Below are 17,512 nucleotides of genomic sequence, written 5' to 3' on the forward strand. Positions count from 1 at the left end.
TGCCTCCAGTTTGGTAATTGAGATTTTCGCAATGTAGGCGGTGTTGGTAGCATCTGGCAATCCCTATTACCGAATCGGGGGAGGTCGAGTGGCCCGCACGTACGGCGGGGTCGCACCCGAACAGCGGCGCGCCGAACGGCGTGAACGCCTGCTTTCCGCGGCCCTGGACCTGTTCACCTCGACGGGCTACCAGCAGGCGAAGATCACCGAGTTGTGCACGCGTGCCGGCGTCTCGACGCGGAACTTCTACGAGGAGTTCGAAAGCAAGGAGCAGGTGCTGCTGACCCTGCACGAACGCATCAACGCCCTCGCGCTGGAGCACGTCACCGACATTCTGGACCGGCTGAAGGACGCCGACGCGGTCACCCGGATCGGGACGCTGCTCGACGTCTTCGTCAGCACGGTGACGTCGGATCCGCGCATGCCGCGGCTGAACTACGTCGAAGCGGTCGGTGTCAGCGCCGCTTTGGAGGCGCAGCACCAGGAATGGGTCGACCGGTGGGCCGCGTTCATCGAAGCCGAAGCCCGGCACGCCGCCCTGCACGGCGTCGCGCCGGACCGCGATTACCACCTGACGGCCATCGCGCTCGTCGGCGCGGCGACGGGTCTCCTGCGTGAGTGGCAGGCGCACACCCCGCCGTTACCCGTCGCCGACGTCGCCGCCGAACTCCGGGCCCTGATGCTCGCCGCCATCACCCGGCCGGCCTGACGACGCCCGCGTTTCGTCCTCTGAACGCGGTACATGCACGCGCAACTACCGCATTCAGAGGACGAAACGCGGGTCAGGAGGCGGCGGAAGCCCGGCGGAAGGTGTTGTGCAGGACGGCGAGCAGCGCGTCACGGACCGACAGCCGCTGCCGCGCGTCGAAGGTGATCAACGGGACGTCGTCGCCCACCGCGAGCGCCCACCGCACGTCCTCGAGGTCGTGCTTGAGGGAACCGTCGAACACGTTCACCCCGACCACGAACGGCAGCCCGGCCTTCTCGAAGTAGTCGACGGCCGGATAGCAGTCGTCGAGCCGCCGGGTGTCGACGATGACGAGCGCGCCCAGCGCGCCGAGCACGAGGTCGTGCCACATGAACCCGAACCGGTCCTGACCCGGGGTGCCGAAGAGGTACAGCTTCACCTCTTCGTCGATGGTGATGCAGCCGAAGTCCAGCGCCACCGTCGTGGTGGTCTTCGACGGCACGTCTCCGCCCGCGTCGTCGACGGCCGCCCCGGTCGCGGTCATCGCGGCCTCGGTGGTCAGCGGTTTGATCTCCGAGATCGCCCCGACGGTGGTCGTCTTGCCGACCCCGAACCCGCCGGCGATGACGATCTTGACCGGTGTCGGCGGCTTGGCCGACGCCGGTTCAGCGAATTGATTCGAGTCCACGAATGACCCTTTCGATCATGCCGAGGTCCTGGGTGAGGGTGCCGGTCGGCCGTCGGAGTACGACGTAACCGAGCGCGGCGAGATCCGCCACGAGCACCCTGGCCACGCCGATGTGCAGGCCGAGCATCGCCGCCACTTCGGCGACGGATTTCGTTTCCCGGCAAAGGGAAACGATCTCGCGTCGTTCGAAGGTCAGCCTCGCCTGTGAAGCCGCCCCGAGTCTGCTCGTCAGCACCTGAGCCTCGATTTCGAGCGTGCCGTCCACCGGCTGTGCGCGGCCGGCGGTGAGCAGATACGGGCGCAGCAGCGAAATGTCCTGCTCGCCACCCCGGGGGCGAGGTACCTGATCGTCGCTCATTCCCTTGTCCCCTCGTCCTTTCAGCTGCCGACGCTCTTCTTGAGTTCCTCGATCAGCGCGGGGGTGAGCACCTCGGTGGCGCGGTTGGCGAACATCGCCATCTCGTAGGCGATCGTGCCGAGGCTGGCCTGTTTGGTGGCGAGCACGCCGAGCGAGCAGCCGATGCTGATCGTGCAGACCAGCAGGTAACCCTGCTCCAGCTCGATGATGATCTTGTCGGGTGAACCGAGCGGGTGGCTCTCGGAGACACCGTGCGCCAGGCCGAGCATCGCCGAGCAGATCGCGGCCAGCCGGTCGGCGTTGGCGCGCTCCAGTTCGGACGACATCGCGATCAGCAGGCCGTCGGCCGAGACGGCGATCGCGCCCATCGCGCTCGCCGTGTTCTGCGCGAAGCGCGTCACCAACCAGTTGAAGTTCCGGGCTTCGACGCTGACTCCGGTCGTCATTTCTTGCTCTTCTCTCTCTGTTCCATCGCCGGGTTGACGGCTTTCTCCAACCCGTCACTGAAGGCGTCGAACGCGGCACGCTCGGCCTCGGGGTCACGCATGCCCTTGGGCTTGGTGGTGTTCAGTGCCGCCCGCGCGGTCTGGTGGCGCGCGGCCGGTCCCTTCGCCAGGCCCGGCGCCAGCTGGGCACCGGGGACCCGCCGGGTGAGACCGCCGCGCGAGGCGGCGGGCACCGGTGTCGGGGTCGGCATCGGCATCGGGTTGCCCGCCGGTGGACTCACCGGTGGCGGCGAAGCCTGGGGCGGCATGGTGTCAGTAGTGGTCCCAGTGGCCTTCGCGAGTCCTGCCTCGAAACCGTCGAAGGCCGCTTTGGCCGCCTCAGGATCATGCCTGGACTTCTGCCGCGACGGTACTTCGGGGGTACCAGGCAGCTGCGCGCCCTTGACCCGCCGCCGCAGTCCGCCGCGGGTCTCCCCGGAATCGGCGGTGAGTGTCGGCGCGGGAGCCTGGTACACGGGCGCGGGGGCGGGAATCGGCGTGGGTTCCGGCATCGGCTCCGCGATCTCCCCGTCTGTCTTACGGAACCACCGGAAGTCCTTGGGGGGCTGGCCGTCGCGCGGGATCATCCCGGCGATCGCCAGCGTCGGCAGTTCCCGCGCGGACGTCTTCTTCCGCGGCTGGGACTGAGGTTGAGGCTGGACGGGCTCGTCGAGCGGTTCCGCCGTCGGCCAGACCGGTGGCGGGACGCTCTTCTGCACCGGTGCCCGGTAGGTCAGCAGATTCGGCGGGACGGTGATCCGCGCCGTGATGCCCTCGCCGGCCGCGGTCTCGGTCAGCTCGACCTTGAGCCCGTGCCGCCGCGCGAGGCGGCCGACCACGAACAGGCCGAGCACACTGGTCGGCGCCAGTTCGAGCCGCTCGCGTTCGACCAGCCGCCGGTTTTCCTCGGCGAGCCGTTCTTCGGTCATGCCGATGCCCTGGTCCACGATCACGATCAGGCAGGAGCCGTCGGGAAGGACCTTCGTGCCGACGTCCACAAAGGACTCCGGCGGGGAGAACGACGTCGCGTTCTCCAGCAGTTCGGCGAAGATCAGCACCAGGTCGGAACCGAACGGCGACGACAGCAGGACATCGCCCATCGAGCCGAGCCGGACCCGCTGGTAGTCCTCGATCTCCGCGAGCGCCGATCGCAGCGCCGTCGACAGCTCGATCGGACCGGAGATCCGTGCCTCGTCGCGGTTTCCCGAAACGACGAGGAGGTTGTCCGCGTTGCGGCGCAGGCGGGTGGAGAGGTGGTCGAGCCGGTAGAGGCTCGCCAGCAGGGCGACGTCCTGCTCGTTGCGCTCCAGCTCGTCGACGAGCGCCAGCTGCCTGCCTACGAGGTTCTGCGTTCGCTTCGCGACGTTAGCGAACATGAGACCGACGTTGCGCCGCGTGACGGCCTGCCGTTCCACCAGTTCGGCCGCGGTGGCCTGCACCCGGTTGAACGCCGCGGCGAGCTTCCCGAGTTCGTCCTGAGAGGACACATCGATGGTGGCCAGCCGCGGCGCGAGTTCTTCGTCCTGCTCGGTGTCGGAGACGCGGACCAGTTCGGTACTCGCGAGGTCGGCGACCGAAGTCGCCGCCGTGGTCAGCCTCCGCAGCGGATCCGCGATCGACCGGCTGACCGCGATCGCGAGCCCGCCGACCAGCAGGAACAGCACACCCGCGCCGATACCGATCGTCCACGCCAGGTTCTGCGCGGCGTCGGCTCGCGCGGTCGCGGCGTCGGCGATGCCGGCGGTGACCTCGTCCTGGACGAGCCGTCGCTGGTTCGACTGCGCTTCGACGGCGCCGAGGATGTCCGGCAACATCCCCTGTACGGCCTGCGGCGTCCTGGCCTGTGGGAGCTTGGCTTCCAGCGCGTCGACCCGGCGGCCCGTCTCGCCCTGGTCGACCGCGACGACGTCGGTGGACTGCGTGACGTCGGCCTGCTGCACGAACCGTTCGAGGAACAGCGACGCCTGTTGTTTCGCGTCGTCCAGCACCGGCTCCCCGGATTCGGGGGTGACCAGCACGATGATCAACGCCATACCGCGCAACGAGTTCTCCTCGTTCGCGCGCAGCAGCGCGTCGAGCGCCGTCAGCTGACGGGTGCCCTCCGCGTCACTGGTCTGCTGTGGCACCAGGCGAAGCGCGTTGATGACCGCGTCGATCACCGCGTGGTACGTCCGCGCCACGCTGTCCAGTGACGCGCCGCGCCGGAGCGCGTTCGCGCGGATCTCGTCCAGCGAACCGATCCGGACCAGCGCGGCCGCGAGCTCTTCCGGCGCGTCGGAACTCAGCTGCGCACGCACCTGATTCACCGTGTCGGCGACGACGCCCTGCTGCCGCACCATCGCCGCACTGCCCGCCGACGTCGACGCGATGTAGTGCGCCGTCAACAACCGTTCCCGCTGCAGCTCCCACGCCAGCGCGCCCAGTGCGCGGGCCTGCGCCGCGACGTCGGCCGTGGTGCGGGCGGACCGGGCGTCATCGACTTCCCCGGCGACGTAAGGCACCGACACCAGGACCACCGCGGTCAGCGGCAACATCAGGAGCAGGTTGAGCTTGCCCCGAATGCCGAGGTGGGCGAGAAACCCGGAGCGCGGCTTGCGCTCCGGCCGCGTTTTCCCGTGTCTCATGGTCACCTTTCTCCTCGACTCCGTCCGAGATGCCCGCGGTGCTGCTCCCGGACGAGGTCTTCGATGGACGCGCGCAGCGCGAGGAACTCCGGTGCGCGTTTGACCGAGAGGTCACGCTCACCCGGTAGATCGACCACGATATCGGCGGCTACCCGGCCCGGATCCGACGCCAGCACCACGACCCGCCTGCCGAGGAACACGGCCTCTTCGACATCGTGGGTCACCATCAGCACCGTCGTTCCGGTGTCGGTCCAGATCCGGCGGATCAGGACCTGCATGTCCTCTTTGGTCTGGACGTCCAGCGCACCGAAAGGTTCGTCGAGCAGCAGTACTTCCGGCTCGCACGCCAGCGCCCGCGCGATCGCGACCCGCTGCTGCTGCCCACCGGAAAGCTCTTTGGGCAACGATTTCCGCAGCCCGGCGAGCCCGGTCTCCTCGAGATACCAGTCCACCCGGCGGGTGCGTTCGGCCTTGTCGAGACTCAGCAGTTCGAGTCCGAACGCGACGTTGCTCTCCACCGTGCGCCACGGGTACAGCGCCCCGTGCTGGAACACCAGTCCGCGGTCCGGGCCCGGCCCGGTCACCGCGTCGCCGTCGAGGGTGATCAGCCCCTCGGACGGCTCGGTCAGCCCGGCGATCAGCGACAGCAGGGTCGACTTGCCGGATCCGCTCGCGCCGACGACACAGACGAAGTCGCCGCGCGCGATGTCGAGATCGATCCCGTCTAGTGCCCGGTTGGTCTTGCCTCCGGCGACGTAGTCCTTGGCGACGCCCTTGAGTTCCAGCGTCACGCCGCCCACTTCCCGACCCGCGCCCGTAGTTGCCGGAGCGCGATGTCGATGATCAGGCCGAGCAGGCCGATCACGATCAACAGCGCGAAGATCCGGTCGGTCTGGGTGAATCGTTGTGCCCGCATGATCCGCAGGCCCAGTCCGGCGGTGGCGTTGATCAGCTCGGCGACCACCACGAAGTTCCACGCGGCCGCGGCGTTGACGCGGGTCGCGTCGATCATGCCGGGCAGCGCGTGCGGGACGATCACCTTGCGCAGCACCTCACCGCGCCGTGCCCCGAGCGTGTAGGACACGTCGATCAGCGAACGCGGCACCCCGCGGACGGCGTCGGCGGTCATCAGCGTGTTGAAGAAGACCGTGCCGAGGAACAGGACGGCGACCTTCGACGGCTCACCGAGGCCCAGCCAGATCATCAGCAGCGGGATGAACGCGCTCGCCGGCAGGTAGCGCAGCATCGCGATGACCGGTTCGAACAGCGCCAGTCCGGCGTTGAAGGTCCCCATCACGATGCCGAGCGGCACCGACACGAGCACAGCGAGCCCGAAGCCGAGCAGCACCCGCTGGGTGGTCGCCCAAAGGTCGGTGAACAGCTCGCCCGACTCGATCATCTTCAGCCCGGCTTCGAGCACCGCGACCGGCGTCGGCAGGAACGTCGGGTTGACGACGCCCAGCGCGTTCAGCGTCACCCAGATCAGCAGCGGGATCGCGAACGACAGCACCGCCAGCGTCCACCGCCACCCCGAGGGGATCGGGGTCCGGAGGGAGAACAGCGGGGAGGCGTTCGGTTTGAGGCCCGCCCGGCGGGGCAGCGGCGACCAATCCGGCCGCGCGCCGCCTCGCCGTCGATCCTCCTGCGCTTCGGCGAGCCGCTGCTCGTCGTCGAGGCGACGCGCTTCGGCCTCTTCGGCGGTGTCCGTCCGCTGAACGGACGAACGCGCCGAGTCCGTGGTGCTCACGGCACCGACTTGACGTACTGGTCGTCGAACAGCCCGTCGATGTTCGGCCGGGCCGGGGCCAGCCCGGTGGAGACCATGAAGTCGGCGATCCTGCCCGCCTGGAAGTTCAGATGCGCGGGCGTGACGCCCGGCGTGAACGCGTCGAGGTTCTGCTGCTTGGTGAAGATCGTGGTGCCGGCGTCGTAGGACTTGTACTCGTCCGTCGACACGGCGCCGCGCTTCGCCATGATTTGGACGGCCTCCGCCCTGTTCTGTTTGATCCAGTCGATCGTCTGGAACCAGGTGGTCACCAGCGCCTGGACCTCCTTCTTGCGCTCCTTCGACATCTTCTCGGAGACGACAAGGTGGTCCGGGATGGCACCGGGGAACTCGGCGGACGTCGCGATCGCGCGGCTGCCGGGGCGTTCGAGCGCCTTCGAGGTGAACGGGGCGAACGCGGCGACGGCGTCGACCTGCCCGCCGACGAACGCGGCCGCGGCGGCGTCGGTCAGCAGCGGGACCAGCTCGACGTCCTTCTCGGTCAGCTTCGCCTCCTGCAGGGCGAGCAGCAGGAGGTAGTGGTCGACGGTGCCCTGCTCGACGGCGACCTTCTTGCCCTTGAGGTCGGCGACGCCGGTGATCCCTTCACGGGCGATGATCTTGTCGTTGCCCGTGGAGTTGTCGTTGACCAGGACGACCGACAGCTTCGCGCCACCGCTCACCGAGGCGAGGGTGTCGTTGAGGGTCTGGCTGTTGGCGTCGATCGCGCCGGAGGAAAGTGCGTTGATGCTTTCGGTGTAACTGTCGAACCACTTCAGGTCGACGTTCACGCCGTTCTTCTCGAAAAGACCTTTTTCCTGGGCCACCGCCCACGGGAACCAGCCCGGCCAAGCGCTGTAACCGATGGTGACCTTGGTGCCGGAAGCGGCCGTGCTGGTGTCCGAACAAGCCGAAAGGGCTGTTACGCCTGCCAGCGAAATGGCGCACAGCAACGCCGTCATGAGACGGCGGGAACGGGAAATCACAACGCACTCCTGGGGAAGGGGAGTAACACGGGCGTAGAAAGTTCCGGTGGCTCGAGCGCAGGAGTGATCGACCGGCGTCGAACTCCCTGGCGGAAGTACGGCCGGCAATAAGCGGACGGAGCAGCCGCACACCCGGCCGTCCCACCCTGAACCTCTAAACACTCTGTATAGAGGTGATCACCCCGTTGCCCTCGGCGGCGATCCTATCGAGCGGCGCAAGGTCTACCTAGTGTGATCATCGGCTCTTTGCTCGATTTGCTGTCACATTCTGCTAAATCCGGCCCGTTTCGCCCCAAGGGGCGAGGTTTCGGCCACCGGGCAACCCGGGGCACGGCGGCGCGCGTCCACCAGGTGGCCGGTGAATCCCAGCCGGCCGATCGGGAGGGAGTGGAAGATGAAATTTCGTTCGGCCGCGTTGTGCGTCGCGGTGGCCGCGCTCGTGTCCACGATGGTCGGAGCGGGACCGGCGAACGCGACCAGACCGTCCAGTCTCGTCCTCGGTCCGGGCAGCGTCGTCGCAGGTGGGACGGTGACCGCGGAGATCTACTGCCTGCGCCCTTCGGGTGCCGGGGAGCTCGCGACGACCCTCGTCGCGGACGGGCTCGCGGCGCCGATTCCCTTGCGGGTAGTAGGAGATGGCGGCACCGGCGGAATCGGGGTCGCGTTGCGGGGAGACGGTCCCGTGGGGACGGTGCCAGGTCGGTACACGGCGACCTACGACTGCTGGGGCTGGATTGTTCGCGCGGAGTTCACTGTCACGAACTGACAACGCGACCTTGGAGAAGCGAAGGCCGCCGCCCGGTTTCCGGCGGCGGCCTTCGCCGCGTGTCACGGGCGGACCGTCGGCATCGTGGGCATCGGCAGGTCGACCGGTCCCGCTGTCTGGCACAGATCGTGGCAGGTCGCGTCGAGCGTGCAGCACAGTGAGCAGATGGCTCCGGACTGCTTCGCGCAGTCGGCGATGTCGGGCAGTTCGAACTCGTCCTGGCACACCGTGCAGATATGTGTCGCGCGGAGTTCCGCCGAGGATAATTTCTGTCGAATGACAGAATTAGGATGGGCCAGATAGGTCTTGCCCTTCGTGGCGATGGCGATGGCCGGGACGAGCACCATCGCGACGACCAAGGCGAGCAGCGGACTGAATGCGGAAAGGAATTGCCCGAAAGCGCCGAAATAGGCGATGATCGAAAGGGTGGAAGCGACGATCATCGAGCCGAATCCGACCGGATTGATCTTCGGGAGATAAGCCCGTTTGAATTCGATGTACCTCGGCGAGAGGCCGAGCGGTTTCACGATGACGAGATCCGCGCAGACCGCGCCTATCCAGGCGATTGCCACGTTGGAGTAGAACCCGAGAATCTTGTTCAGGAAAGCGAACGCGCCGAATTCCATCAAGGCGAGTGCGATCCCGCAGTTCACCAGGACGTACCAGGCCCGGCCCGGGTGGCGGTGCAATACCCGGGAAAAGAAGTTGGCGAACGACAGCGATCCGGAATAGGCGTTCGTCGTGTTGATCTTGATCTGGCTGACCACGACGAACAGGGCGGCGAAGGTCAGCGCCGCCGGGCCGAGCGCCGGCTTGACCGCCTCCAGGTAGGGCGCGATCGGCTCCAGCGCGTGTGCCTTCCCGACCACGCCGAGGGCGAGGAAGGCCAGCAGCGCGCCGCCGATCTGCTTGGCGGCGCCGAGCACGACCCAGCCGGGACCCGCCGCGAGGACGGCGCCCCACCAGGCCCGTTTGTTCGAGTCCGTCTTCTCCGGCATGAACCGGAGGTAGTCGGCCTGCTCGCCGATCTGCCCGATCAGCGACAGCGCGACCCCCATGCCGAAGCCGAACCCGATCGCCGAGAAGCCGGAGCCCGCGCCGTCGGTGCCGCCGAACGAGGCGAACTCCGCGAGCTTGCCCGGCTCCCGGATCGCGACCACCACGAACGGGAGGACGAGTCCGGCGATCCACAGCGGCTGGGTCCAGGCCTGCATCTTCGCGACCGCGCCCATCCCGTACAGCGCGAACGGCAGGACGATCAGCGTCGAGAGCAGGTAGCCGATCGGCAGCGGGATGCTCAAGGCCAGCTCCAACGCCTGCGCCATGATCGAGCCTTCGAGCGAGAAGAAGATGACGGTGAAGCTCGCGTACACGAGCGACGTCAGCGTCGAGCCGAAGTAGCCGAAGCCCGCTCCGCGCGTCAGCAGGTCCATGTCGACGCCGTACTTCGCGCACGCGTGCGCGATGGGGACACCGGTCACGAAAATGACCAGAGCCGCCGCGAGGATCGCGAGCACGCCGGAGGTGAACCCGTAGGAGAGGACGATGGTGGCGCCGATCGCGAAGTCGGCGAGGTAGGCGATTCCGCCCAGCGCCGTCGTCGCGACGGCGAACGGCGACCAGCGGCGGAACGAGTGCGGGGCGAAGCGCAGCGAGTAGTCCTCGCGATTCTCGTTGGCGGGGAGCTTGGCGTAAGTGCGCTTCGGAGTGCCGGTGATGGGCAGCGTGCCGGTCATGAACCTGCCTCCGTGGTGGTGGGGGAAGGAGAGCACGCCGAAAGTAGGTCCGGCCTTTATCGATCAGGGTCCAGCAGGTAACCGAGGGGTTACGGCTTGCGGTACAGCGGTTACACACTGATGACCGCGCCCGGGTGGCGGGAGTCACCGTTCAGTGGGTTTCGCCGCCGCGTCCGAGGCAATACCGTCGGCGGCAAAGCCGAAGTCACAGATGCCCTGACCTGGTACGGAGGTTTGGCGGATGATGCCGGAGATCAAGGATGGCGTGGACGACGACGCCGTCGTGCGCCTGCCCGGAATGCGAGTGGCCTACGAAGGAGGCGCCTTCGACGAGTCCGCGCTGGCGGAAACATGGTTCGCGCAGCTGCAGGACTGGCTGAACCAGGCCGTCTCCGCGGGAGTCGCCGAACCGAACGCGATGGTGCTCGCCACGGCCGACCCGGAAGGCAGGCCGTCCTCCCGGACAGTCCTGTGCAAGGGCCTCGACGAACGCGGCGTCGTGTTCTACACGAACTACACGTCGACGAAGAGCCATGACCTGACCGCGACGCGCTACGCGTCGGTCACCTTCCCGTGGTACCCCCTGCAGCGTCAGGTCCACGTGCGCGGCGAGGTGGAGAAGGTCAACGTCGCCGAGACCGCCGAGTACTGGAAGTCGCGGCCGCGAGGTTCGCAGCTCGGGGCCTGGGCTTCGCCGCAGTCCCGCGTCGTCGACGGCCGCCGTGCCCTCGAGACCGCGCTGCACGGCATCGAGCGCCGCTTCGCCGACGTCGAGAACATCCCGTTCCCGCCGCACTGGGGCGGGTGGCGCATCCGGCCCGACGTCGTCGAGTTCTGGCAGGGCCGCGAGGACCGCATGCACGACAGGCTCCGCTACGTCCGGACCGACGACGGCTGGCAGATCGAGCGCGTCGCGCCGTAATTTTGGTCAGGGCGCTTATCCCGAAGCGTCATGAGGGGTCCCCATAGGGCAAATTTCGTCCTATGGGGACCCCTCATGACATACGGCGGCGCGCCGCGTGACGCGGTGACTCAAATCGCGTGCGGTTGGTTAGTTAGCGCGGCTAAGCTGTCGGGTTGTGAGTGACGACGTGGGGGTTGACCAGCGCAAGGGCGTCCGCAAGCTGTTCGGTTCGATCGTCGTCGACACCCGGCCGCTCAAGATCCCCGCGTTCCGTCGCCTGTGGCTGTCCACCGCGGTCACCGCCATCGGCTCCCAGCTCACCGCGGTCGCGGTCCCCAAACAGGTCTTCGATCTCACCGGTTCGTCGGCGTATGTCGGCCTGACCGGTCTGGTCGCCCTGGTCCCGCTCCTCGTGTTCGGCCTCTGGGGCGGCGCCATCGCGGACGCCGTCGACCGGCGCAAACTCCTTATCGTCACCAACGTCGGGGTCACCGTCACCTCGGCGGTCCTGTGGCTCCAGGCGTTCCTGAACATCGGCTCGGTCTGGCTGGTGCTCGTCCTGCTGGCGGTCAATCAGGCGTTCTTCGCGGTCAACATGCCGACCCGCAGTGCAGTGGTCGCCCGGCTGGTGCCGGACAACCTGATCGCCCCCGCGACCGCGCTGAGCAGCACGATGGCCACCTTCGGCGCGGTCTTCGGCCCGCTGCTCGCCGGTTCGCTGATCCCGGTCCTCGGCCTCTCGACGCTCTACCTGATCGACGTCATCGCACTGACCTTGACCCTCATCGCAGTCTGGAAGCTGCCCCCGATCCCGCCGCTCGGCGAGATCGCGCGCCGCGCCGGGATCCGCGACATCATCGACGGATTCCGCTATCTGGCGAAGCAGAAGATCCTGCTGGCCTCGTTCCTCGTCGACATCATCGCGATGGTGGCCGGGATGCCGCGCGCACTGATCCCGGAGATGGCCGAACGCACCTTCGGCGACCCGCCGGGTGGCGGCCCGGCACTGGGCTGGCTGTACGCCGCGCTCCCGGCGGGCGCGATGCTGATCGGTCTCTTCTCCGGCTGGCTGACCAGGATTCGCAAGCAGGGGCTCGGCGTCATCATCGCCATCTGTGTCTGGGGCGCCGCCATCGTCGGCTTCGGCCTCGCGAAGTCGCTTTGGCTGGCCGTCTTCTTCATGGCGCTCGCCGGCGCGGCCGACATGGTCAGCGCGATCTACCGCATGGCGATCCTGCAGGTCGCCACCACCGATGAGATGCGCGGACGGCTGCAGGGTGTGTTCACCGTCGTCGTCGCGGGCGGGCCGCGGATCGCCGACCTCACCCACGGCTGGGCCGCGGCCGGTGTCGGCACGGCCGCGGCGGCTTCGGGCGGTGGGATACTGGTCATCGTGCTGGTCATCGCGGCGGCGTTGCTGATCCCGTCGTTCTGGCGGTACCGGGCCCCGGCTGACTGAGCCGTCCGGGCTATCGTCGGGCCCATGCGTATTTCACGGGCGATCATCCTGTTCGCCGCTGTCATCGCGACCGTCACCGCCTGTTCGTCCGGGGACCAGAAGTCGGACAACGCGGCCAAGCCGTCGAGCCAGGCTCCCGCTCCGCCGCCCTCCGCCGCGCCGAGTTCCTCGGCCGCCCCCACCGGTGGTGCCGGTTCGAAGGAGCCGTGCGCGCTGCTGCCCGCCGAGGCCGTCGGTAAGGCCGTCTCGCTCGAGGGCGTCACTTCGGCGCCGGGACCGGTGCAGGACAACGCCGCCAACGGCGGCAAGGCCAAGAGTTGCGTCTATTCCGCCGCCGGCAAGCAGATCGGCGCGCTCGCGGTGACCCGCTTCGAGGGCAACAAGATCAAACCCGCCGAGATGGTCGCCGCGCTGAAGAAGGCGAAGCCGGGCGCGAAGGACGTCACAGGTGTCGGTGAGGGCGCCGTTTACTACACCGACGAGAACAAGACCGCGACGCTGGCGGCCGCCGAACTCGTGAACGACGTGCCGGTGCTGCTCAACTACACCGGGCCGATGAAGATGACGCAGGAGATGATGGTCCCGCTGGTGAAAACCGCGGTCGACGCCAACTGAGCGATTTACCCCAAAGCGCGTTCCGCCAACCCGTGACGAAGAACTGACCAAACCGGACTGTCGGCCACAGACGTGATACGGCACACTCTTGCCGCATGGCGGACACGACAACAGAACAGACCGGGCCAACCGGTCAGCCGAGCCTCAAACGGGTCATGGGTTCCAAGCTCCTGCTGTTCTTCGTGGTGGGGGACATCATCGGGACGGGCATCTACGCCCTCACCGGGCAGGTCGCCGGTCGGGTCGGCGGCGCTTTGTGGCTGCCGTTCCTGATCGCGTTCATCATCGCGATCATGACCGCCTTCAGCTACCTGGAGCTGGTCGGGAAGTACCCGCAGGCGGCGGGGGCGGCGCTCTACACGCACAAGGCGTTCAAGATCCGCTTCCTCACCTTCATGGTCGCGTTCACGGTGATGTGCTCGGGGATCACGTCCGCCTCATCCGCCGCGAAGGCCTTCGGAGAGACCTATCTCGACGAATTCATCCCCGCGCCGATGCCGCTGGTGGCGATCCTGTTCGTGCTCGGTCTCGCGCTGATCAACTTCCGCGGGGTCTCCGAATCGGTGAAGACCAACCTGGTGCTGACCTGCATCGAGATCAGCGGTCTGCTGATCATCATCGGGGTCGGCGTGTGGGCGGTGCTGAACGGCAACGGGGACGCGTCGCGGCTGGTCGAGTTCGACACCGAGAACCAGACGATGCTGGTGGCGATCACGTCGGCGACGTCGCTGGCGTTCTTCGCGATGGTCGGTTTCGAGGACTCGGTGAACATGGCCGAGGAGTGCAAGGACCCCGTCCGGATCTTCCCGAAGGCGATGCTGTGGGGCATGGTCATCGCCGCGACCATCTACATCATGGTGTCGGTGACCTCGTCGCTGCTGGTGCCCGCCGATGATCTGGAGGCGGCCAAGAGCGGCGCGCTGTTGAAGGTGCTTGACGTCGGCGCTCCCGGTTTCCCCCGGGAAATCTTCTCCGCGATCGGTCTCTTCGCGGTGATCAACTCGGCGTTGATCAACATGCTGATGGCCAGCCGCCTGCTGTACGGCATGGCGAACCAGCGGATCATCCCGAAGCAGCTGGGCACGGTGCACCCGTTCCGCCGCAGCCCGTGGGTGGCGATCGTGTTCACCAGCCTCATCGCCATCGGCCTGGTGTCCACGGTGGACATCGGCGTCCTCGGCGGGACCACGGCGTTGCTGCTGCTGGCGGTGTTCGCCATCGTCAACGTGGCGGTCCTGGTGCTGCGCAAGGAAAAGGCGGCGCACAAGCATTTCCGTGCGCCGACGATCATCCCGGTGCTGGCCACGATCTTCTGCGTCTACCTGGTGACGCCGCTGTCCGGACGGCCTGCCCGCGACTACAAGGTCGCCGCGATCCTGCTGGGCGTGGGCATCGTGCTGTGGGGTGTCAACTGGCTGATCATGCGGGCCACGCACAAGGAAGAGGACCGGCAGCCCGTCGAGCCGCCGGTCGGCTGACCGGTACCTGGTCGTGAGTGATTCGGGTCGTTCTAGCGAACCGTCTCTTAGGTACCTACTCGTGGCGTGCGGCCTTGCGTGAAAGTACGTGATGGCCCCCTTCCTTGCGCCTGGCGCAAGGAAGGGGGCCATCACGTCCTGGGGAAGGTGTGAAGGTCGAGTTTCCTCGGCTGAGCGTGAAGGGAACTGTGAGGGACTCACCCGCCGTAGGCACCTAAAACACCCTTGGCTCTAACGACCCGAATCACTCACGACACGCGGCTGAGCGACTGGTACTCCACCGGACTGTGTGCCGAGAACACGGTGACCTCGTCGGCGTGTTCTCGGCTCAGCTCGCGCAGCCGCTCGACGTTCTCCAGCCGGGGTTTGCGCAGGGTCTGCACCATGTTCTGGAACGCGGTCATCCCCGGCGGGCAGTGCGGCTTCACCGGGTCCATTTGACCGTGGAAGAAGTACGCGTCACCCGCGTGCAGCAGCCAGCCGTCACCGGTGTCGACCGCGACTCCCGTGTGGCCCTTGGTGTGCCCCGCGAGCGGTACCAGCAGGATCTCCGGCGGCAGGCCCTTGAGTTCGCGGACGGCCTGGAAACCGAACCACTCGTCACCGGCTTCGTCGTACTTGCTCCATAGTGGACGGTGGGCGAACTGGTTGGCGCGGAACCGGAGCTTCTCGCTCTGATTGGCCGGTGACGTCGCCGCGTCGTGCTCTGCGGCGCGGACGTGCACGACGGCGTTCGGGAAGTCCGCGAGCCCGCCCGCGTGGTCGACGTCGAGGTGGGTGCAGATGATGTGCCGCACGTCCTCCAGTGCGTGACCGAGCGCTTCGACGTGATGGGCGGCCGTCTCCTCCTCCACCGGCTTCGCGCCGACCATCAGGGTGAACGGCGTGCCGAGCCAGTCACCCGGCCGGGCGACGCCCTGACGGCCGAATCCGGTGTCCACTAGCACGAGCCCGTCGCCGGTCTCGATGAGCAGGCAATGCGCCACCATCTCCGAGCGGCGCAGCAGTCCCGGCTGGCCGTCGAGCAATTTCCCTCCTGGCGCGCGCATCGTGCCGCAGTTCAGGTGGTGGACCTTCATATCCTGCTCCTCTGGCTGAGCCGCTCGAATGCGGTGGCGTCGTGCGCGGCGAAGACCGTCACCTCGTCACCGTTGTTACTCACAAGTTCGCGCAGCCGGCGCTGGTTGTCCAGTCGTGCCGTCTTCTCCGTCTGCATGTACGACTCGAAAAACCCCAACGCGAAGGGAAGGTGAGGCTTTTGCTCGAGTTCGCCGTTGTGGAAGACGGCGTCCCCGGCGTTGAGCAGCCAGCCGTCGCCGGTGTCGACCGCGACCCCGGCGTGTCCGCGGGTGTGCCCGGCGAGCGGGATGATCAGGACGTCCGGGACACCCTCGAGTTCACGAACGGCGTCGAAGCCGAACCATGGCTCGCCGTCGGCGCGGTAGGACTTCCAGTTCGGACCATGGCTGAACTGGACCTTCCGGTAGCGGCTCGCCTCCTTCCGGTCGATCGGCTTCTCCAGCGCCTGGAGTTCGCGGGCGTGGACGTGGACCCGCGCTTGCGGGAAGTCGACGAGTCCGCCCGCGTGATCGAGGTCGAGGTGGGTGAGCACGATGTCGCGCACGTCGGCCGGGTCGAAGCCGAGCTTGCGGATCTGCGTGGTGGCACTGAGGTCGTCGTCGCCGACCGGGTTCACCATGCGGACGAAACCGGCGCCGAGCCATTCCGCCGGGCGGGTGACGGTCGGCGTGCCGACGCCGGTCTCGACCAGGACGAGCCCGGTTTCGGTCTCCAGCAGAAGGCAGTGGCAGATCAGTTCCGCGCGGCGGAAAAGCCCCGGCCTGCCGTCGACGAGTTTGCCGCCGAGGGGTCGCAGGGTTCCGCAGTTGAGGTGGTGGACGCGCATCAGGGCAGCTCCCGTTCGAGGGTGGTGCGGAGGTGGGGGGCGATCGCGCGCAGCGGCGCGGTGTCGTGCAACGTCTTGGCCAGCAGCAGGCCGCCCTCGATGGTGGCGAGGACGACGGTCGCCAGGTGCTCCGCCTTGTCGGTCTTCAGCGCTCCGGCGATGACCGTGTGCCAGGAGGTGTAGCCGTCGGCGCAGGCCTGGCGGATCGTTTCGCTCTCACCCGACGCGTCGAGCGCGACCGTCGCGAGCGGACACCCGCGCTGGAAATCCGACTCCTCCAGCGAAGTCGCCAGCGCGTCGACGACGTTCTCGACAGCGGTGACGACGTCGGGGGAGTTCGCGACGATCGTGCGCAAGGTGTCGCAGAGGCGTTCGGCGGACTGGCTGATCGCCTCGGCGGCGAGTTGCTCCTTGCCGCCGGGGAAGTGGAAGTAGAGCGATCCCTTGGGCGCGCCGCCGGCGGCGACGAGCTGGTTGAGGCCGGTGGCGTGGTAACCCTGCTGGTGGAAGAGCTCGGCGGCGGAATCGAGCATGCGCTGCCGGGTGTCGGTGCGGCGGACCATGCGACCGACTGTAGCTCAAACTATGACGACCGGTCTAGTAAGTGAGATGGCAAGTCGACCGTCCCCGAGGGAGTGGCCATGGCGAACTCGGCCGATCGGCTCCCGGTGGCGCGGGTTCCGGACATTTCGCGAGAGCGCGTGCGTGAACTCGTGCACGCCGGCGGGTTGGATGCGACCCGCATCGGCCGCGAACTGCTGGTCGACGCGCGGTCGATCGAGCACCGCAGGAGAGTGGTGAATCCGTCCGCCGGCCGTCCGCTGTCCGCGTGGATGGCCTGGGGGTGTTGTGGTCGCTGAGTGGCCACGAGCCCGCGTGGGTGTCACCGCCGGGATCGGACGGCCATGCGATTCCCGCAGTCGTCGCCGCGGATCTCCTTGATTCCGGCGATGAGCATTTGGGCGCGGTCGTGGGGGGGGGGTTGGGGTGGGAAACGAAAGACCACCCCCAACCACCCCCGAACCCAAGACAACCAAACCCCGCCGCCAAGCCC

The 17,512-nt window shown here is 67.6% G+C and carries 18 protein-coding genes; 7 read left to right on the forward strand and 11 right to left on the reverse strand.

The window, feature by feature from the left end; genetic code table 11:
* Nucleotides 1-88: 88 nt before the first annotated feature.
* Nucleotides 89-709 (forward strand): TetR/AcrR family transcriptional regulator, encoded by a 621-nt coding sequence (locus ACZ54P_RS24850; protein ID WP_465463950.1) that lies wholly within the window; start codon nt 89-91, stop codon nt 707-709.
* Between the two features lie 73 nt (nt 710-782).
* Here ACZ54P_RS24850 and ACZ54P_RS24855 read toward each other — a convergent pair whose 3' ends face one another.
* The 7 genes from ACZ54P_RS24855 to ACZ54P_RS24885 are packed head-to-tail and all read right to left on the reverse strand — an operon-like array spanning nt 783 to nt 7,594.
* The gene (locus ACZ54P_RS24855) at nt 783-1,376 is read right to left on the reverse strand and encodes a GTP-binding protein (protein ID WP_465463951.1); all 594 of its coding nucleotides are present in this window, start codon (nt 1,374-1,376) and stop codon (nt 783-785) included.
* Nucleotides 1,354-1,734, reverse strand: a complete 381-nt coding sequence (locus ACZ54P_RS24860; RefSeq protein WP_465463952.1) for a DUF742 domain-containing protein — start codon at nt 1,732-1,734, stop codon at nt 1,354-1,356. Before ACZ54P_RS24860 ends, ACZ54P_RS24855 begins: the two co-directional genes overlap by 23 nt.
* Nucleotides 1,735-1,754: 20 nt before the next feature.
* Nucleotides 1,755-2,180, reverse strand: a complete 426-nt coding sequence (locus ACZ54P_RS24865) for a roadblock/LC7 domain-containing protein (RefSeq protein WP_005156032.1) — start codon at nt 2,178-2,180, stop codon at nt 1,755-1,757.
* Entirely contained in the window at nt 2,177-4,843 is a 2,667-nt protein-coding gene (locus tag ACZ54P_RS24870) for a sensor histidine kinase (RefSeq protein WP_465463953.1), read from the reverse strand. Before ACZ54P_RS24870 ends, ACZ54P_RS24865 begins: the two co-directional genes overlap by 4 nt.
* Before the next feature lie 2 nt (nt 4,844-4,845).
* Complete coding sequence (locus tag ACZ54P_RS24875) at nt 4,846-5,634, reverse strand: ABC transporter ATP-binding protein (protein ID WP_465463954.1); 789 nt, start codon at nt 5,632-5,634, stop codon at nt 4,846-4,848.
* Nucleotides 5,631-6,590: an ABC transporter permease gene (locus tag ACZ54P_RS24880; protein ID WP_465463955.1), complete on the reverse strand. Its 960-nt coding sequence runs from the start codon at nt 6,588-6,590 to the stop codon at nt 5,631-5,633. Before ACZ54P_RS24880 ends, ACZ54P_RS24875 begins: the two co-directional genes overlap by 4 nt.
* On the reverse strand, nt 6,587-7,594 hold the full coding sequence (locus ACZ54P_RS24885; RefSeq protein ID WP_465463956.1) for an ABC transporter substrate-binding protein: 1,008 nt from the start codon (nt 7,592-7,594) through the stop codon (nt 6,587-6,589). Before ACZ54P_RS24885 ends, ACZ54P_RS24880 begins: the two co-directional genes overlap by 4 nt.
* A 394-nt stretch (nt 7,595-7,988) precedes the next feature.
* On the opposite strand from ACZ54P_RS24885, the gene ACZ54P_RS24890 reads away from it, so the two are divergent.
* Nucleotides 7,989-8,360 carry a hypothetical protein gene (locus tag ACZ54P_RS24890; protein ID WP_465463957.1) on the forward strand — a complete coding sequence of 124 codons (372 nt, stop codon included), beginning with the start codon at nt 7,989-7,991 and terminating at the stop codon, nt 8,358-8,360.
* 62 nt (nt 8,361-8,422) lie between these two features.
* On the opposite strand, the gene ACZ54P_RS24895 is transcribed toward ACZ54P_RS24890, so the two are convergent.
* On the reverse strand, nt 8,423-10,096 hold the full coding sequence (locus ACZ54P_RS24895) for a purine-cytosine permease family protein (RefSeq protein WP_465463958.1): 1,674 nt from the start codon (nt 10,094-10,096) through the stop codon (nt 8,423-8,425).
* A 241-nt stretch (nt 10,097-10,337) separates the two neighbouring features.
* On the opposite strand from ACZ54P_RS24895, the gene pdxH reads away from it, so the two are divergent.
* The 4 genes from pdxH (at nt 10,338) to ACZ54P_RS24915 (ending at nt 14,552) form a co-directional block, all read left to right on the forward strand.
* A complete protein-coding gene (gene pdxH, locus ACZ54P_RS24900) occupies nt 10,338-11,018 on the forward strand; it encodes a pyridoxamine 5'-phosphate oxidase (protein WP_465463959.1) in 681 nt (226 codons plus the stop codon).
* A gap of 157 nt (nt 11,019-11,175) precedes the next feature.
* On the forward strand, nt 11,176-12,459 hold the full coding sequence (locus ACZ54P_RS24905) for an MFS transporter (RefSeq protein ID WP_465463960.1): 1,284 nt from the start codon (nt 11,176-11,178) through the stop codon (nt 12,457-12,459).
* A 24-nt stretch (nt 12,460-12,483) separates the two neighbouring features.
* Nucleotides 12,484-13,074 (forward strand): DUF3558 domain-containing protein, encoded by a 591-nt coding sequence (locus tag ACZ54P_RS24910; RefSeq protein ID WP_465463961.1) that lies wholly within the window; start codon nt 12,484-12,486, stop codon nt 13,072-13,074.
* Nucleotides 13,075-13,169: 95 nt separating this feature from the next.
* Nucleotides 13,170-14,552: an APC family permease gene (locus tag ACZ54P_RS24915; protein WP_465463962.1), complete on the forward strand. Its 1,383-nt coding sequence runs from the start codon at nt 13,170-13,172 to the stop codon at nt 14,550-14,552.
* 248 nt (nt 14,553-14,800) lie between these two features.
* Here ACZ54P_RS24915 and ACZ54P_RS24920 read toward each other — a convergent pair whose 3' ends face one another.
* From ACZ54P_RS24920 to ACZ54P_RS24930, 3 genes are read right to left on the reverse strand one after another with little or no spacing between them, the layout of a single operon-like run.
* Nucleotides 14,801-15,631, reverse strand: coding sequence for an MBL fold metallo-hydrolase (locus ACZ54P_RS24920; RefSeq protein ID WP_465463963.1), 831 nt, complete (start codon nt 15,629-15,631; stop codon nt 14,801-14,803).
* Complete coding sequence (locus tag ACZ54P_RS24925) at nt 15,628-16,458, reverse strand: MBL fold metallo-hydrolase (RefSeq protein ID WP_465463964.1); 831 nt, start codon at nt 16,456-16,458, stop codon at nt 15,628-15,630. The genes ACZ54P_RS24920 and ACZ54P_RS24925 overlap by 4 nt, the downstream gene beginning before the upstream one ends.
* The gene (locus tag ACZ54P_RS24930) at nt 16,458-17,021 is read right to left on the reverse strand and encodes a TetR/AcrR family transcriptional regulator (protein WP_465463965.1); all 564 of its coding nucleotides are present in this window, start codon (nt 17,019-17,021) and stop codon (nt 16,458-16,460) included. The genes ACZ54P_RS24925 and ACZ54P_RS24930 overlap by 1 nt, the downstream gene beginning before the upstream one ends.
* Before the next feature lie 78 nt (nt 17,022-17,099).
* Between ACZ54P_RS24930 and ACZ54P_RS24935 the strand changes: the two genes are divergently transcribed.
* Entirely contained in the window at nt 17,100-17,318 is a 219-nt protein-coding gene (locus ACZ54P_RS24935; protein WP_465463966.1) for a hypothetical protein, read from the forward strand.
* Nucleotides 17,319-17,512: the final 194 nt, after the last annotated feature.

The organism is Amycolatopsis sp. NPDC034160, from assembly GCF_055575355.1.

What these genes read in the sequence shown, in the direction of transcription:
- ACZ54P_RS24860 (WP_465463952.1), bottom strand. Translation starts at nt 1,734, where the DNA reads ATGAGCGACGATCAGGTACCTCGCCCCCGGGGTGGCGAGCAGGACATT.
- ACZ54P_RS24865 (WP_005156032.1), bottom strand. Translation starts at nt 2,180, where the DNA reads ATGACGACCGGAGTCAGCGTCGAAGCCCGGAACTTCAACTGGTTGGTG.
- ACZ54P_RS24870 (WP_465463953.1), bottom strand. Translation starts at nt 4,843, where the DNA reads ATGAGACACGGGAAAACGCGGCCGGAGCGCAAGCCGCGCTCCGGGTTT.
- ACZ54P_RS24890 (WP_465463957.1), top strand. Translation starts at nt 7,989, where the DNA reads ATGAAATTTCGTTCGGCCGCGTTGTGCGTCGCGGTGGCCGCGCTCGTG.
- ACZ54P_RS24895 (WP_465463958.1), bottom strand. Translation starts at nt 10,096, where the DNA reads ATGACCGGCACGCTGCCCATCACCGGCACTCCGAAGCGCACTTACGCC.
- pdxH (WP_465463959.1), top strand. Translation starts at nt 10,338, where the DNA reads ATGATGCCGGAGATCAAGGATGGCGTGGACGACGACGCCGTCGTGCGC.
- ACZ54P_RS24910 (WP_465463961.1), top strand. Translation starts at nt 12,484, where the DNA reads ATGCGTATTTCACGGGCGATCATCCTGTTCGCCGCTGTCATCGCGACC.
- ACZ54P_RS24915 (WP_465463962.1), top strand. Translation starts at nt 13,170, where the DNA reads ATGGCGGACACGACAACAGAACAGACCGGGCCAACCGGTCAGCCGAGC.
- ACZ54P_RS24920 (WP_465463963.1), bottom strand. Translation starts at nt 15,631, where the DNA reads ATGAAGGTCCACCACCTGAACTGCGGCACGATGCGCGCGCCAGGAGGG.
- ACZ54P_RS24925 (WP_465463964.1), bottom strand. Translation starts at nt 16,458, where the DNA reads ATGCGCGTCCACCACCTCAACTGCGGAACCCTGCGACCCCTCGGCGGC.
- ACZ54P_RS24930 (WP_465463965.1), bottom strand. Translation starts at nt 17,021, where the DNA reads ATGGTCCGCCGCACCGACACCCGGCAGCGCATGCTCGATTCCGCCGCC.
- ACZ54P_RS24935 (WP_465463966.1), top strand. Translation starts at nt 17,100, where the DNA reads ATGGCGAACTCGGCCGATCGGCTCCCGGTGGCGCGGGTTCCGGACATT.